The sequence below is a fragment of the Sinorhizobium sp. 6-70 genome (assembly GCF_030124375.1).
GTDB lineage: Bacteria > Pseudomonadota > Alphaproteobacteria > Rhizobiales > Rhizobiaceae > Sinorhizobium.
Window position 1 is genome coordinate 713,168 of sequence record NZ_JASKLS010000002.1, and the last position, 16,520, is coordinate 729,687.

The 16,520-nt window shown below is 60.5% G+C and carries 13 protein-coding genes; 10 read left to right on the forward strand and 3 right to left on the reverse strand.

Going from position 1 to position 16,520, the window contains the following annotated elements; translation table 11 throughout:
- The first annotated feature begins 389 nt into the window (after nt 1-389).
- The 5 genes from QN222_RS06980 (at nt 390) to QN222_RS07000 (ending at nt 5,664) form a co-directional block, all read left to right on the forward strand.
- On the forward strand, nt 390-1,601 hold the full coding sequence (locus QN222_RS06980) for a glycosyltransferase family 4 protein (RefSeq protein ID WP_283963538.1): 1,212 nt from the start codon (nt 390-392) through the stop codon (nt 1,599-1,601).
- 222 nt (nt 1,602-1,823) lie between these two features.
- Nucleotides 1,824-2,699, forward strand: coding sequence for a sulfotransferase (locus QN222_RS06985; protein WP_283963539.1), 876 nt, complete (start codon nt 1,824-1,826; stop codon nt 2,697-2,699).
- Between the two features lie 184 nt (nt 2,700-2,883).
- Nucleotides 2,884-3,702: an ATP-binding protein gene (locus tag QN222_RS06990; protein ID WP_283963540.1), complete on the forward strand. Its 819-nt coding sequence runs from the start codon at nt 2,884-2,886 to the stop codon at nt 3,700-3,702.
- Complete coding sequence (locus QN222_RS06995; protein WP_283963541.1) at nt 3,699-4,358, forward strand: response regulator transcription factor; 660 nt, start codon at nt 3,699-3,701, stop codon at nt 4,356-4,358. Before QN222_RS06990 ends, QN222_RS06995 begins: the two co-directional genes overlap by 4 nt.
- 148 nt (nt 4,359-4,506) lie before the next feature.
- On the forward strand, nt 4,507-5,664 hold the full coding sequence (locus QN222_RS07000; RefSeq protein ID WP_283963542.1) for a glycosyltransferase: 1,158 nt from the start codon (nt 4,507-4,509) through the stop codon (nt 5,662-5,664).
- Between the two features lie 39 nt (nt 5,665-5,703).
- Here QN222_RS07000 and QN222_RS07005 read toward each other — a convergent pair whose 3' ends face one another.
- Nucleotides 5,704-7,320, reverse strand: coding sequence for a phospholipid carrier-dependent glycosyltransferase (locus QN222_RS07005; protein WP_284005327.1), 1,617 nt, complete (start codon nt 7,318-7,320; stop codon nt 5,704-5,706).
- Between the two features lie 392 nt (nt 7,321-7,712).
- On the opposite strand from QN222_RS07005, the gene rfbF reads away from it, so the two are divergent.
- The 5 genes from rfbF (at nt 7,713) to QN222_RS07030 (ending at nt 13,125) form a co-directional block, all read left to right on the forward strand.
- Nucleotides 7,713-8,534, forward strand: coding sequence for a glucose-1-phosphate cytidylyltransferase (gene rfbF / locus QN222_RS07010; protein WP_283964620.1), 822 nt, complete (start codon nt 7,713-7,715; stop codon nt 8,532-8,534).
- Between the two features lie 15 nt (nt 8,535-8,549).
- On the forward strand, nt 8,550-9,638 hold the full coding sequence (gene rfbG, locus QN222_RS07015; protein ID WP_283964621.1) for a CDP-glucose 4,6-dehydratase: 1,089 nt from the start codon (nt 8,550-8,552) through the stop codon (nt 9,636-9,638).
- 37 nt (nt 9,639-9,675) lie between these two features.
- Complete coding sequence (locus tag QN222_RS07020) at nt 9,676-10,926, forward strand: DegT/DnrJ/EryC1/StrS aminotransferase family protein (protein ID WP_283964622.1); 1,251 nt, start codon at nt 9,676-9,678, stop codon at nt 10,924-10,926.
- Nucleotides 10,927-11,133: 207 nt separating this feature from the next.
- Nucleotides 11,134-12,135 carry an NAD(P)-dependent oxidoreductase gene (locus QN222_RS07025; protein ID WP_283964623.1) on the forward strand — a complete coding sequence of 334 codons (1,002 nt, stop codon included), beginning with the start codon at nt 11,134-11,136 and terminating at the stop codon, nt 12,133-12,135.
- Nucleotides 12,136-13,125, forward strand: a complete 990-nt coding sequence (locus QN222_RS07030; protein ID WP_283964624.1) for a glycosyltransferase family 2 protein — start codon at nt 12,136-12,138, stop codon at nt 13,123-13,125.
- Nucleotides 13,126-13,329: 204 nt separating this feature from the next.
- Here QN222_RS07030 and QN222_RS07035 read toward each other — a convergent pair whose 3' ends face one another.
- A complete protein-coding gene (locus QN222_RS07035; protein WP_283964625.1) occupies nt 13,330-15,033 on the reverse strand; it encodes a hypothetical protein in 1,704 nt (567 codons plus the stop codon).
- A 7-nt stretch (nt 15,034-15,040) separates the two neighbouring features.
- Nucleotides 15,041-16,513: an NAD(P)/FAD-dependent oxidoreductase gene (locus QN222_RS07040; RefSeq protein ID WP_283964626.1), complete on the reverse strand. Its 1,473-nt coding sequence runs from the start codon at nt 16,511-16,513 to the stop codon at nt 15,041-15,043.
- Nucleotides 16,514-16,520: the final 7 nt, after the last annotated feature.

Consider the following 16,520-nt stretch of genomic DNA (forward strand, 5'->3'; position numbering starts at 1 on the left):
TCGGCGTGAACCCGGGCCCCGTCAACAGCAATCGGAGAAAAAGCAAGTAAAAGCAAGGCAGGGAAGGTCTTTGCGATGCAGGCTCGCCCCGCCGACGCGCCTCTCCATTTCAAGAAACCGTGTTGAGAAACGGAACATCTTGCCTCCGACCACTTTTTCATGTGAAATCTCCTAAAAGCTCGGTGTCCAGTTTTTGCTTGGCCAGACATTTGGAGAGCGGTTCCGCGCGTGGATTATAAGCGCAATGCCGCAATTTCGCTACCAGGGATTGCCCTGCAGCAGCCGAAGCAACTGAGCAAACGGGACGTCCGCGTTTTTAAATTCAATTATTTTATATTTTCGAGAATGAAAGACAATTTAAATTTATAACGAAGGCAGGGAATAATGCAATGGATTCCCAAAAGATTGTTATCGCGTTTCCATTTACTGGCGGAGAACTGGGCGGCAGCCATATTTCTGCAACGGGACTAATCTGCGGGCTCGATCGCGAGAAATTCAAACCGATAATTATTCTTCATAAGAAGGGCCTAATACTAGAGGAATACCTGAGGAAGTTCGGGTTGCCTTTTATGCTTGCTCCCGACGTCAGTATTATTTCAGCGGATTCCGACCTCGGATTCGCAGCCAGTGTAGCGAACGGTTTGAGCCTGGTTCGGGCGACAGCAAAACTCGCCCCCTTCTTGAGGCGCCAGCGGGTGGACATCGTTCATACCAATGACGGCCGCATGCATGCGACCTGGGCGTTGGCCGCCAGGCTATCGGGCGCAAAGCTTCTCTGGCATCACCGGGGAGACCCGATGGCAAGGGGCGTGAATATAATTGCGCCATTGTTGGCCAATCACATCGTAACGGTCTCGCACTTCGTCCGACCGGCGAAGCCGATCGTGCCGGTGACCCACAAGATCACCGTACTGCACAGCCCGTTCGATCATCCCAGTGATCTTCCGGATCGCAACGCCTGCCGACGACGGTTCGTCGAGGAATTGGGCCTTCGGCCGGACACGCGGTTTGTCGGCTATGTCGGCGGATTGATAGATCGAAAGCGCCCGGTGAAGTTTGTCGAAGCGGTGCACGCCTTTCTGCAACATCATCCGGAGTTTCCCCTGGCGGGTCTGCTGTTCGGTACAAATGCCGCCAATGGGCCGGACCTCGACGGCGCGGTGAAGTGCCGCGCCCAGGAGCTCGGGATTTCCGACCGGATTCACCTGATGGGCTTTCGTGCGCCCATTGCCCCTTGCATGGGTGCGCTCGATGCATTGCTCGTAACGGCTGTCAATGAGCCGTTCGGGCGCACGCTCATCGAGGCCATGCTCTTGAAAACGCCGGTCGTCGCGACAAATCACGGAGGGAATCCGGAGGCAATCGACGATGGATTGACGGGCTATCTGGTGAAGCCCGAATGTCCGGAAGCCTTTGTGCGGCCGCTGGAACGGCTGTTGTTCGATGACCGTCAGTGGGAAGCGATAAGTTCGACCGCCTTGGAGAACGCGCGCGCCAAATACGGCAACAAAGCGCATATCGAAGGGATCAGCCGACTATACGAGGCGCTTGTCCCCCGGCGACCGCCGGCCATGCACGGGCAATTGGTTTCTCGACACTAATGCATGTCGCCCGAAAGTGTGCAGCGGTTTTGGGACAACGACATGCATGAAAACAAAGACCTGAAGCGCGTCGCAGGAGGCCGTTTGAATGCGGCGTGCTTTAGAGCGTCCGGCTTTGAAAGCGGATACGAGCCTATAGCCAAAGTGCTGACGCATCCTTTGCATTGAATTGAGGATGCGGCGCTCTGGACATTCGTTCACTACGAACTTGAGGGGTCGACAATGGAAATGCATGAGATTGATTTCCTGATCATCGGCGCGGCCAAGAGCGCAACGACTTGGCTTCAGCAGTCGTTGCAGCAGGATCCAAATATTTACATGCCCAGTCCCGAGCTCCACTATTTCAGCCGCGATTACGATCGCGGCGACCGGTGGTATTTGTCGAATTTTTCCGAGGAGAAGAACGGCCGGCTCGTGGGCGAAAAATCAAACTCCTACATGGACACGCAGGAAGCGTGCAGCCGTATATGGGAGAAGCTACCCAAGGCACGGCTGATCGCACAGCTGCGCAATCCCGTAGATCGCGCTTATTCGGACTACTGCATGCTCTATCGCCGGGGCGAGGTCGGTCGCGACATCGCCCGATACCTCGACCCTCGGCAAGGGGCCGGCGGACGCTTCCTGGATGGCGGACTTTATTTCCAACAGCTGCAGCGATATCTGGACCGATTTCCTGGCGACCAGCTGCTCGTGCTGCTCTATGAGGATTTGAAAACCGATGCGCATACACAACTTTCCCGTGTTCGCGACTTCCTGAAGCTCGACGGCAACATGACGCCTGTCCCGTTATCCAAGAAGGTCAAGGACAAGGCGGAGCCGGTGGTCAACCCAACCCTACGCCGCCTCCTGCGCCCCTTGAAACCTGTCGTTGCCCGGTTCAGAGACAATACCGGATTCAAAAACATCAGGTCGCTGTTTGTCGGCGAGGTCCAATACGCACCTTTGAGTACAGAGCTTCGCGACAGGATGGCCGACTACTATGCCGCCGAATCGGAAAAGCTCGGTGCTTTGATCGGGCGGGATCTCACAGGCTGGCTGAGGGGCCATCCCCACGAAGGCGCCCGCCAGGGCAACGCGGGCGCATTGCACCCTTCATGATAGCGCGACGAGCCACGGAGCGGCCAAGTTGACGCCTAGGCACTATCTGTTATTTTAGGCTTCTGAAAAGAACTGGCATTACTTTGATTTTTTAACGATCCTGATTGTCGGGACCTGATATTTTAGCCGACCCGCTCCTGCCGGGCGATTGTCACCTGTTGTATATCCTGGCGAGGTCTCTTGCATGACTAAGTCACGAAAAGACTTTTCAAGCCGTGTTGCGGTTCGCCTTCCGGTTGTCGCGTTCGAAAATGACGTCCGCCTGAAGCACGCTCGCATGGAAATCTCCGGCGGGAGCGACGTTTCCGCGGTACCCGAACTCGATCACTACCGTCTGACGGCAAGTGCTGTGGAGCGGGAGCGGCGACGGCTGGCACGCGACATCCATGATCTTTCCGGCCAGTATATCGTTGCGGCCCTCTTTCGCCTGGACGCGCTGGAACGCGCGAGTGGGGACGGGGTCCTGTCGCGCCACTGCAATGACGTTCGCGAGATGCTGGTGCAACTCAGCCGGGAACTGGAGAAGGTGACGTCCGGTTCAGAGGGCACAACGCCGGATGGATCCGATCTGATTACGGCACTTTCGGACACAATCGGACGATGGGAAAATCACATAGGGATCGCCACGCGTTTCCTGCACGAGGCCGCCAAGGATTTCCGGATCGACAACGCGACTGCGGGGACGCTCTTCCGGATCACCCAGGAGGGGCTCACCAATATCGCCAAGCACGCTGCTACGGCATCGCTCGTGACAATTCGCCTGCGGCAGATAGCAACCTGCCTGGTTCTAACAATCGAGGACGATGGCACTGGTAAAGGGCGACGGCCAATGCCAGACGATCGGGGCTTCCACCGGCCCTCCGGGATCGCGGGCATGCGGGAGCGTGTTGCCGAGCTTGGCGGCACGCTGACGCTCGAGCGGACCGCACGGGGCACGCGTCTCACTGTCGCAGTTCCGACGGAGCGTTCGAGCGCTCAGCAGTGCGAGAGGGGGCTGGCATGACCTCGCCAATTCGAACAGTCATCGTTGATGACCATCCAATTATCGTAGCAGGCGTCCGCGCCTTGATCGACACGTGCGACGACATCGTCTGCGTCGGCGAAGCGAATACTGGCGCCGACGCGCTGACGGTCATCACTCGGCAGGCGCCGGACGTCTCCATCCTGGACGTCTCGCTGCCGGACATGAATGGTCTCGCGCTGGCCGAGAAGATCATCGCGAGCGGATATTCGGGCCGCATCGTCATCATGACCCAGTACCACGACCGCTCCTATGTCCAGCAAGCACTGCAGGCCGGGGCAAAGGGCTTCGTTCAGAAATGCTCAGCCGGACAGAATCTGCTTCTGGCCATTCGCTCAGTCATGCTGGGCGGGCTGTTTTTCGATCCTCCGACAGCGCGGGAGATGACCGCGCCGCCGACCGATCAACACGCCACCCGTTCGACTTCCGCCGACGCTTCGGGGCTGACCGCGCGGGAGCGGGATGTGCTGAGGCTGGTTGCGCTCGGCTACTCCAACAAGGAAATAGGCGCCCGCGCCAATATCAGCGTCAAGTCGATCGAAACGTACAAGGCGCGTGCCATCGAAAAACTGAACCTGCATTCACGCGCGCAGATCGTTCACTTTGCTCTGACGCATGGCTGGATGAGCGTCAACTGAATGCACGATCGGCGCGCTGCGGTCCGGCGGCCGCGCTTCACCTGAACCGGCGCGATGGCGCAGCGCCCGTCAACGCGAGGCAGCGGCGACCGCGCGCGCCTCGCTCGAGGGCTCGTTCGCACGCCGTCGCCGAAACGAGGGGGATCCTGTGAAAATAGTGTTCGTCCTGTCCGGACTAGGCGCCGGCGGCGCCGAGAAAATCGTCAACCTCGTAGCGCATCACCGGCTCGCTCGCGGGGATACTGTCCATGTGATCCCCGTCAACGCGACAGGGCCGGAGTCCTATTTTCCATACGACGGTGCGATCAGCGTCGAACCCCTTGTAGCCGAACCCCTTGTAGACGAGAAACGCCAGCCTCTGCCGGCTTCCGGAATGGGGTGGCGGCTGCTGGCGCTTCGCCGCCGCCTGCAGGCCCTTCAGCCCGATCTCGTGATCTCGTTTCTGACCAAGATCAACATATTGGTCGGGCTGGCGACGTGGGGCCTCAACACAGCGGTCATCATGTCGGAGCGCAACAATTTCAGGTCGCAGGAGATGCATGTGTTCTGGCGGCTTGCACGGCCGTTCGCGGCGCGTCTTGCAACAAGCCTCGTCATGCAGACGAACGAAGCCTGCCGCTGCCTGCCGGAAAAGCTGAAAGCCAAGGCCGTCATCATCCCAAATCCTGTCGCCCTGCCGGCTGCCTGCGCGCGTGCCCCCGGCGACGGCACGAGGCTTATTGCCGTCGGCCGATTGGACAAACAGAAGGGTTTCGATCTCCTGCTCCAGGCCTTTCGAAGCGTCGCCGCAGCGACGCCGACTGCGACGCTCACGATTTTCGGCGAGGGGCCGCAGCGCCCCGCCCTGGAACAGCAGGTGCGCGACCTCGGCCTCGGCGATCGCGTCCGGATGCCCGGCGTCACCAAGTCTCCCGCTGACTGGACCAGCGCCGGGGATATCTTCGTTCTCAGTTCTCGTTTCGAGGGCTTTCCGAACGTGCTTCTCGAAGCGATGACGGCCGGGCTCGCCGTCATCGCGTTCAACTGCCCCTGGGGTCCATCGGAAATCCTGAGCAGCCCCGATACCGGCTTGCTCGTGCCTGCGGCAGACGTGGAACGGCTCGCCGATGCAATTCGCCGCTTGATCACGGACCGAACACTGAGGGAAAAGCTCGCAAGCGCTGCAGCCGTCGCCGCGACGACGCGCTACGCAACGTCATCGGTACTGCAGCTCTGGGACGACACCATCGCCGCATCGGTCGCGCGGCGCCCATCGCTAAGCGCCCGGAGATCGATCGAAGATACGCACGCTCCCGCACAATCCTGAATGCTTCCGCCGCAGGTGCACTCGTGAAACGAACGCAGCTCAATCCGCCTGGGGCCTGACGTACAGGACCGGCATCCCATACCGATCCTTGATCCCGAGGTCGGACGAAACCACGTAGCGGTTGCGTTGTGCATAGGCGAGCATCGGCCGCTCCAGAACCTCGTCAAAGCCGAGCAGCAACGCTGCAGGCGGATCGGCCTCGAACAACGCGCCAATCGTCGTCGGAGACGTCATCTTGTAGAAAGCGGCAAGTTTCGGGTCGGCAATATCCGCAATCCGATAGGCGAAAGGCCCGGTGGCAAGCTCCTGGTAGACCGGGAGCCCGCCTTCGAGCGGATAGATGGGCGACAGCGTCGCGACCTTGCCGCTGACGCCTGAGGCCGCAAGGCGCCCGGCAATAGTCTTGCCCGCCTCATGGACCCGCAACACGGTCCATCGCTCCGGATGCGCGAGCGTCGACAGATGCTGCACGAGGCGAGGCGCTGCGACAGCGAGCACGACAATGGTCGCAGCGACGAGGCCCGGTTGCATGTAACGGCGCGTTTCGGGGCCGAGGCCGGCATAAAGCAGCGCGAGGGCCAGCGGCAAACATATCAGCGGCGGTCCGAAATATTGCGGGAAGCTGGGCGTCGGTATCAGGCTCAGCGCGACGCTGCAAACAAAGGCTCCCGCGACCACGAGCAGCGGGGCAACCAGCAGCCGCTCATTCCCGGCCGGCGACAAAAGCCAGGCAAGAAATAGCGTGAGGACGGCGGAAAGCGCGACGGCGACCGTCGCCGACAGCCAGACACTTTGCGCGAGCAGCAACTTGGCAGCCGACGAGACCGACGCGCCCTCCGACTCGACCGCCGGGTCCTGCCAGTATTGCAGATGCGGACCGGTATGGTAGCCGAGCACATGGGCGAGGAACATCTGCGGGTCGGAGACCAGCGGAACAAGGATCGGAAGTCCACCGAGCAATCCCCCCAGCGCAAGCGGCAGGACGACGCGCAGGAGGTGTTGGCGAAAATCGTAACCGCGCGGCAGGAAAAAGGCGGCGATCGCGACAGGGGGGATGAAGGCGACGGCGCTGATCTTGAAACTCGCCGCAATCGACAAACAGAAACCTGCTGCGCCAACCACCGCCGGCGAGGCGCGCCGATCCTTGACCGCAAGCACGAAGAGCCCGACGCCGAGAAGCGAGAAGGGCAGCGGCAGCAAATTGTTTGTCGCCGTCATCCCGGTCTGCGACAGGAAGAGCTCATTCGTAACCGTCAGGACGGCGGCGCACCAGGCGACGAGCGCCGATCGAGTGAGTGTGTGGGTGATCCAGCCGATGACCGCCAGGAGCAGAAGCCAGGTCAGGAAGATCGAAACTCGGCCTGCGAGCATGAGATGATCCGAACCGACGATTTTGCCGATCCCGTAGAACAACCACGCCGAACCGGGCGGATGGTTGTAAAAGAAGTCTGTGTAAATCTGATATTGATCAAGCAGCCGGATTGGCGGGACGTACAGCTGCTCGTCCTTACGCACCTCGTAGTTCACGATGCGAAGCAGCAAGCAGCATAAAAGCAGCCCGGAGAGAACAACAACCCCGGTGCTGAACAACAGCGCTCTCGGCTTTACTGATTGCCCGGTGATCTTCGAAACGGAAATCTCTTCAACATTTGTCATAAAGATACGCCGAACAGAAAAATCTGTGGCGAACGCGTGTTGTACCGGGAAACACGGCTCGCGTTTTCAATCGTCGAAAATGGCTGTTTCAACGGCCGCCCGGCCTAATCCTGACAAGGTCGCAAGGTTTATCCTGACACCTCTGTGGCTTGCGGATTTACCGAAGGTCAGATAGCATATTCATCATATATCAAGTTACCGAGTATTATTCAGCGAAATTTAGCTTAAGTACAGTCATATTTATACAAAAATCTGCGCGCCTTTCCGGCTTTCAGCTGCTTTTGACTTACTTGCCGATAAAGGCGTCTTTGCGCGCGTGTTCAAGAAACACGTGCACGGCACCGATTGGATGACCCAACCGGAATTCCACTACTGACCTGTTGGAGGCCGTCATGAAAGTCGTACTTTTCGCCGGGGGCTTTGGATCGCGCCTCGCGGAAGAAACCACCCGCATTCCGAAACCGATGGTGGAGGTCGGCGGAAAGCCCATCATTCTCCACGTGATGGATATCTACAGCCACTGGGGCTACCACGATTTCGTCGTGGCGGGCGGCTACAAATGCATGTCCATCAAGAACTTCTTCCACAATTTCCATTTGTCGACCGCGGACTTCACGGTTGCGCTTGGAAGCGGGTCGATGGTTCTTCGCCCCGTTCATCCGTTGGACTGGAACGTCTCGGTTGTCGACACCGGCCTTTCGACCATGACCGGCGGACGGTTGTTGCGCCTGCGCGACTGGCTGGACGGCGATACGTTCATGGTCACCTATTCCGACGGTGTCGGCAACATCGACATCGAGGCGCTTCTCGCCTTCCACCGTTCTCACGGGCGCCTCGCCACCGTGACAGCCGTGCAACCGCCGGCGCGTTTCGGCAACCTGGAGCTCGAAGGCGATCAGGTCGTCGAGTTCACCGAAAAGGTGCGCAGGCACGAAACCTGGATCAATGGCGGCTTCTTTGTCTTCGAGCCCGGCGTCCTGGACTATATTCCCGGTGCAGCGGAGCCGCTTGAAATGTCGCCGCTGACAAACCTTGCCAAGGACGGCCAGCTCTTTGCGTACAAGCACAAGGGTTTTTGGCATCCGATGGACACGGTACGCGACCGCGACTACCTCAACGGCCTCGCCGAAACGGACGACCCGCCGTGGCTGCAGTTTGAACGAAGCCTCGTTTCCGCGACCGCTTCGCCCCAGCAGCCACAGGCAACGGCCTAGAGTGCGGAGGTCGCCGTGGACGAGGTCTACCTTTCACAGGTGCTGCGCAACCGCCGTGTGCTGGTTACCGGACATACCGGTTTCAAGGGCGGATGGCTGTCGCTCTGGCTCCGGCGTCTCGGCGCGAACGTCGTGGGCGTCGCGCTGCCGGCGACGGCTCCCTCCTTCTGCAAAGCGGTGGATCTCGAGGGCCTTGTCGATGGGCGCATCGGCGACATCCGTACGGAAACCGGGTTCAGCCAAAGCGTTGACGGCCAGGATTTCGACCTCGTCATCCATATGGCCGCCCAAGCGGTCGTCCGCGCGTCCTACGAGACACCGGTCGACACCTATCTAACCAATGTGGTGGGGACAGCCGTCGTGCTCGACGCGGCTCGCCGCATGCCTTCGCTTCGGGGAGTTGTCGTCGTCACCAGCGACAAGTGCTACGAGAACCGCGAATGGGTCTGGGGCTACAGGGAAACTGACCCGATGGGCGGGCGTGATCCCTACAGTTCTTCCAAGGGCTGCGCCGAGCTCGTCGCCGCCGCCTATCGCGCCTCCTTCTTCAGCAATCCCGAGGGACCGCAGCTTGCCACGGTGCGTGCCGGCAATGTCATCGGCGGTGGCGACTGGGGCGCGGATCGGCTGATCCCGGATCTGGTGCGCGCAGTGGAAACCGGCACACCGGCGCGGCTACGAAACCCAAAGAACATCAGGCCCTGGCAGCATGTGCTGGAGCCGATCCGCGGCTATCTCATGCTCGCCGCCGGCTTGATGGACGACGGTCAGCGCTTTGCCGGCGGTTGGAACTTCGGCCCTGAAAAGGAGGCAACCGTCGACGTCGGCACGCTCGCCGAACTGGTTGTCACCCACTGGGGCGCGGCCGCGCCCGAATATGTCGTGGAACGCCGTGCCGACGAACCGAAAGAATCTATCGTCCTGCGGCTGGACAGCACGAAATCGCACGTCGGACTTGGCTGGAAGCCCTTGCTCCGCCTCGACGAGGCGGTCGCCATGACAGTCGCCTGGTACCGGAAATACTTGGAACACCCGACCGACATACGTCGGTTCTCACAACAGCAGCTTGACGAATACGCAGCAGCGTGGGGCCACACAGTCTGAGTTTGGCGCCCGACGAACCGTGGATGGGGAGTGTGAAATGCGTGTTAACTATGGGCAGGCCGTTTACGGCGAGGAAGAGATCGCAGCCGTCGCCGACACCATGCGCAGATCGACCCAGATGGGTCAGTCCGTGAGGGAAATGGAGGAGCGCGTAGCGGCGCACTTCGGCAAGCGACATGGCATCATGGTCAACTCCGGATCGTCCGCCAATTATATTGCGATCGAGATGTTGAACCTCCCGAAGGGCGCTGAGGTCATTACGCCGGCGCTGACCTTCGCGACAACCATCGCGCCGCTCGTAAGGGCAGGTCTTGTACCCGTCCTCGTCGATGCGGCGGAAGCCACCTACAACATCGATGTCGATCTCATCGAGCGGATGATCTCGCCGCAGACGCGCGCTCTGATGATCCCCTCCCTGATCGGCAACCTTCCGGATTGGGATCGCATCCGCTCGATTGCCGACGCGCACGGCCTGGTCGTTATCGAGGATAGTTGCGACACGCTCGGCGCCACGCTGCATGGCACGAGCACCGGCCAACGCTCCGAGGTCAGCACGACCAGCTTTTACGGCTCACATGTCATCACCGCGGCCGGAAACGGCGGCATGCTCTGCGTGAACGACGACGAACTGGCGCGCCGCGCGCGGCTGCTGCGCTCCTGGGGGCGCACCTCGTCGCTCTTTGTCGATTCCGAACTCATCGAAAACCGCTTCAACATCGATCTTGATGGCATCTCCTACGATGCGAAATTCGTGTTCGAGATGCTCGGCTTCAATTTGGAGCCGTCCGAGCTGGGCGCCGCCTTCGGCCTCGTCCAGCTCAACAGGCTCAAGGAGAACATTGCCGCGCGGGAACGCAACTTCGCCGCTCAGTATGCCTTCTTTGAGGAATACGAGGACTGGTTCCTGCTGCCGCGGCAACTGCCCGGCTCGAAGACGGGATGGCTTGCGTTTCCGCTCACGATCCGGCCCGACGCGCCGTTCACAAGGCGCGACATGCAGATTTTCCTGGAGCGCCGGGACATTCAGACGCGCCCGGTCTTTACGGGCAACATTCTGCGCCAGCCAGCGATGAAAGGCGTGAAATGCCGCATTGCCGACGACGGATATCCTGTTGCTGATGATGTCACCCGCGGCGGCATCTTGCTCGCGTGCCATCACGGCCTCACGCAAGAGCAACTCGACCATATACATGCGTCCTTCTGCGAATTCGCGGACAGCTTTTCGGCCACGCCAAAGACGCGGACGCCGCTACGAGCGAGCGCTGCCGTTTCGCACGGAACGAGCTGAAGCGCATTACCGAATTCGGTCGAATGTGACGCGTTCTGAATGCGGAAGGGCGGGAGGATCTCCGTCCTCCGCCTCAAGAACGGGATTGCGCCGCCGAAGTCGGAGGTGGAGCCGTTCGAAAAGAGACCGTAGCGCTTCGCGGCGGCTGAGCGACATGCATATCGCTCAGCAGCCGCTTGGAGCGATAACACAGTAAGGTCCACGTCAATGTCGCGAATACTCATTACCGGTGGCGCAGGCTTCGTTGGCTCTCATCTCGCGAGGGCTTGCGTTGCGGCTGGTCACGAGGTTCATCTCATCATCCGGCCGGGCTCAGACGACCGCCGGATTGAGGACTTGCGCGGCGAGATCATTCGGCACAATTTCGACCTGCAGTCCGAGACGGCGCTCAAGCATTGTTTCTCCGACGTCTCCCCCGAACAAATCTTCCATCTCGCGGCCCGGCCGCGCAGGGCCGAGGCTGCGGACCTCTCCGACGTCCGCGACGGCATGCGCGAGCAGGTGCAGGTTTTGATCGGGCTGCTCAGCGCAGCGGCAGGCGCCGCCCGCCCTCCGAAAACCATGATCCGCACCGGCTCGCTTGCGGAATATGGCGCCGCGTCCGCACCCTTTCAGGAGGATATGCGCGAAATTCCGGTAAATGCCTACGGCGCCGAACTCGTCGCTGCCACGCACTTGCTCGGCGCGCTCCAGCGACGGCTACCGTTTCCAGTCGTCACCGCCCGCCTCGCTTTGGTCTACGGCGCTTCACAGTCCACTGCGTATCTGCTGCCGTGGCTGATCACACGATGCCTGGCCGGAGAGGCTTCGATGGTGCGGAACCCGCAGGATCGGCGCGATCTGATCCATGTCGACGATGCGGTCGGCGGGCTTCTCCGTTTGGCAGAGGCGCAACTGCCCGGCGGCACGATCATCAACATCGCCACGGGCTTTGCGCCCGCTATGCGCGATGTCGCCAGGCTTATAATCGCCGAAACGGGTGCTGATCCGATGCTCGTCAGCTATGGCCCGGCAGACGGTTCGTCAGGCATTCCGGACTTCCGCGCTGCCACCGCATTGGCTCGCAGCCTCCTCGGATGGAGCGCATCCACACCGCTGGCGGAAGGTCTCGTAGAGACCGTCGCATGGTATCGCGAGCAGACGCGCTCGCAAGAGCCGCTAGCCCAAATGCCGGCTGTCTCACGCCGGGAAAGAACGGGAGCTCCATAAGTGGCCGATCTGAAGCCGTTGATTTCTGTCCTGGTGCCGGCGCTCAACGAAGAGGCGAACGTCAGGCGAGCCTATGCCGCGATTGTGGATACGTTTCGCGACCTGCCAGGCTATGATTACGAGATCATCTTCACCGACAATCATTCCACGGACCGCACGTTCCAGATACTCCAGGAGATTGCCCGCGAGGATCGCCGCGTCCGCGTCATCCGCTTTAGCCGCAACGTGGGCTACCAACACTCGCTCCTCGTGGCCTACAAAGCCGCGACCGGCGATTGCTCGGTCCAGATCGACTGTGATCTGCAGGATCCTCCCCACCTCATTCCGCAGATGGTCGCGCTCTGGCGCCAGGGTCACCAGGTCGTCTATGGAATCCGCCGCTCGCTGACGGACGGCTGGTTCACGGCCCTCATAAGGCGCAGCTTCTATCGGTGCATCAATGCGCTGAGCGAAGACGACCTTCCTCTGAACGCCGGCGAATTCCGTCTTGTCGACCGGCGCATCCTCGACGAATTGCGCAGGGTCGACGACACCTCGCCCTATCTGCGCGGGCTGATCAGCGCCATGGGCTTCTCGCAGATCGGCTTCGAGTACGACCGCGAGGCGCGGGTGGCTGGCGAAAGCAAATTCCCGTTCCGGGCGATGTTTACACTGGCCATGGACGGTATTCTCAATCACTCGCTGACGCCGTTGCGGATGGCGTCAATGACCAGCCTGATCATGGGTACCGCAACCTTTGTGATGCTGATCGGCTACGTGATCGGAAAACTGATCTTCGGACAGGACTGGCCGGCGGGTTTTGCCACGACAACGATCCTCATCCTGCTCTCGATCACGTTGAACGCGATCTTCCTTGGGATCATAGGCGAATATATCGGGCGGATATTCATGCAGTCGAAGCGACGGCCGGCGCCGATAATCGAAGCGAGCCTGAACGACGACGTGCACCCCCGTCACGAGCGGGCTGCTTCGAAACTGGGTTCAAGCTGACGCGGGATCTCCCGGCCTTGTCCGCACATGAAGCGCGACTTCCGCGGTAATTCCAAAAGCTCGCTGTCTATGGACGGGCACTTGGCTACAGCACCGCGCGTCCTGTCGGACGCGCAAAGGTCGCTGTAGCACTCTGAATTGCTGCATATGACACCGAGCTTATCTTTCGCCGGCATCCCAAACGTTTGAATCTCTAGCTTCCGCTCATTGTGGTGCCAAACCCGCCGGGTCGGCCTTGGCCGGAGGCTCACTTGCTGCCGGCGCGGAGCCGACCGGACGGACATAGAGGATGCTGCCACCGTAGCGGTCGGTGCCGATAGGCTCCGGCACTCTCACGTAGCCATGCGCCAAGGCATAGGCCTTCAGGGGCTCGTCGAGCTCGCCCTCATGGCCGATCAAGATCGCGTCCGGCGGAGCGGCATCGAACAGGACGTGGACGGTGCTTGGGGAGGTGATGTTGTAGGCGGCGCGCTGCTCCGGGGAAAGATAATCACCGACCCTGAAAAAGAACGGGCCCGAGGCGAGTTGCGGATAAATTTCGAGCCCGGCATCTATCGCGTAGATCGGCGAGAGCGTCGCAACGCGCGGGCGTCCGGCATTGGTTCCGAGATGTTCGCGCATACGCGTAGCCGTGTTGTGTACCTGGATGCCGGTCCAGGTCGAAGGCGCTGCAAGCTTCGGCAAGTCCTGAAGCAACTGCGGCGCGCCGAGGAGGAAGGCACTGACGGCCAAAGCGGCGATGAGCGGACGGGCGTGCTGACGCTGTTCGGCTGTCATAGCCGCCAGCAGGCAGACCAACAGCAGGATCATGAAGGGGATGGGCGGCATATAATATTGCGGGAAGGCCGGCTTTACGACGAAAGAGATCAGCACGCCAAGTGCTGTCAATGCCAGCGTGATAGGCACTGGATAGACAGCGAGCTGCCGCCAGGCAGCACTCCGGTCGCGCGACAGTGCAAGCGCCGCAAAGCAATAGCAAAGCCCGACCAGGATAACCACTGAAGCACCGGTACCCCAAAGTTGGTATGCGAAGATGATCCGGCTGCGCAGAGAGAGACCCGTGACCGTCGAAGCGCGCGCCGGCTCGTTCCAATAGGCGCGGTGCGGGCCGGTAAAATATTCCACCGTGTTGAACAGGAAAGCGTCAGTGTGGGTCAAAAAATAGTAAATCGAAGGCAGGCCTGCGATGAGGCCGCCGAGCGCCATGGGCACGACCACGCGCCGGAGCCGGTCCGAGGCTTTCAAGGAGCGCGGGAGGAGAAAGGCGGCGACGACGAACGGCGGAACCACGATCACGTAGTTTACCTTGAACCCAACCGCCAGTGACAAAGATGCGCCGCACAGGAAGACATAAAGGGAGCGCCGGCGCTCGCGCTCCATAGCCAGCACGAAGAACAGAAAGCCGAAAGTCGCGAGACAAACCGGAAAGAGGTGACTGGCCACCAGCATTGGCGCGTGATCGATGAACAGCGGATTGGACACGATCAAAAGTATTGCCAGCACGGTGATCGGCAGGCTCTTGGACAATCGCCAGGAAAGCGCTCCGAATGCCCCCAGGAAAGCCATCCAGCAAAGGAATACGGTGAAGCGTGCGGCGAGGAAATGATAGCCGGGTGAATCCCCTACGACCAAGCTCAAGAGGATCGGCAGGTTGGGGAAATGGGCGTAGCTGACGTCCTGATAGAGTGTATACCGATCGATCAGTGCCCCAGCGCCCATGTAGATCTGCTCGTCATGTCCAATTGCCTCGGACATGACACGGGCGAATATCGCAAGGCCGAGGAGGGCGGCCGCGCCGCTAAGTGCACACCAAAGCGGAACTGACCTGCCGGCGACGTTGAGGCCAAGAGCTGCCGGTAAAGACCCGGCCTGCCGCGGGATGGATTGGTCGCCAGATGTGCTGGTCAAGGTTGCGTTATCCCTTGTTCGGCCGGGACACCAAACGATTCCCGGCGGCTGCGCCATTTACGCCGGCCCCCAACTTCGAGCGAAGTTCCTCGACGAGGAGCCCCGCTACGAGACGTCCTTCCCGAATGGCATGGTTCGTGCCGCGATCTTCGGGATAGATCTGGGCCATCGAGGCGATCTTAAAACCTTCGATGGGGGTGTCGTTGTCGGGGATCAGCTCGGCGTAACCGGTGACTGCCAACGGCTGGGCATAGTCCGCTCTCCACACATGGTGATCGATGATCCAATCGCGGTTGAAACTAGGAAACATCCTCTGGATATGCGGGAGGGCGAAGTGGAGCAGGTCCAAGTCGCTCATCGCGTAGACAGGGTCGTCTGTCGACAGGTACTTGGAGAGATATACGATGTGCCGGTTCTTGCCCGGCCACAAGGGCTCGAAGTTCGTGTGCTCAATAATGCCGACGAACGGAAATGATGGGTCATTGACGTTCATCCAGTAGAGTTCGGACAGGCTGTGCTTCAGCTCCAGTACCAGGCACACATTGCCGAGATAGCCGATCTTCCGCAGCCGCGCGCCATAGTCACGATCGACATGGCCCTCGATCACATCCGCAATGATCGGCAATGCCGTCGTCGCGATGACGCCGTCACAGGGCAAGAGTCCGTCGGCGCAGCGTACACCGGTGACAACACCATCTCGGACCTCCAGGCCCGTTGCCGGCATCCCGTAGCGGACATTGCCACCGCGCCGCCGGATCTCGGCGACGAGGTAATCGACCAGCGCTTTGAAGCCACCCTTGAAATACATCAGGTTCTCAGCACCGCCCTTGCCCCGGCTGCCACCGCGCAGCAACAGCTTCGCCCAGAACCAAGCTGCCGAGACATCATAGGCATGCTTACCGAACTTGCCGAGCAGCAGCGGCTCCCAGACAACGCGGAACACCTCCTTGCCGCACAGCTTGGAGAGCCATTCCGCCGCGCTGACATGATCCAGATCCCTCCACGACTTGATGCGCCGGGCGGCCAGAACGAGCAGCCCCAATCGAAGCCGATTGATCAATGAGAGTGGCTTGAAGCGCAGCACATCGAGTGGCGTGGCAAGGCGGAACAGGCTCCCCGCATAGTACATTCCCGTCGCAGACGGTCGAACAACCACTTCCTCGTTGAGCTCAAGCTCATCCACCAGACGCAGCAGGTGCTGATCCGTGTTGTACCAGAAGTGGTAGAAGCGCTCCAGCTGCTCGCCCTTGACCTCGAAGCAGGCGGCTAGCCCGCCAGCGACCCGATCTGCTTCCAGGACCGTTACCTGCGCGCCCTGCTTGAGCGCCTCATAGGCCGCGGCAAGACCCGTAAAACCGCCCCCGATCACGACGATCCGAGGGCTTTGGTTCGCTTGATCAGGACTTGTCGCCGCGCTCTGGACCGGTCTGTATCGTGCGCCGGTTGGCTTCGCTGTCTTCACGTCTTCGCCCTGCGTCATCTGACCC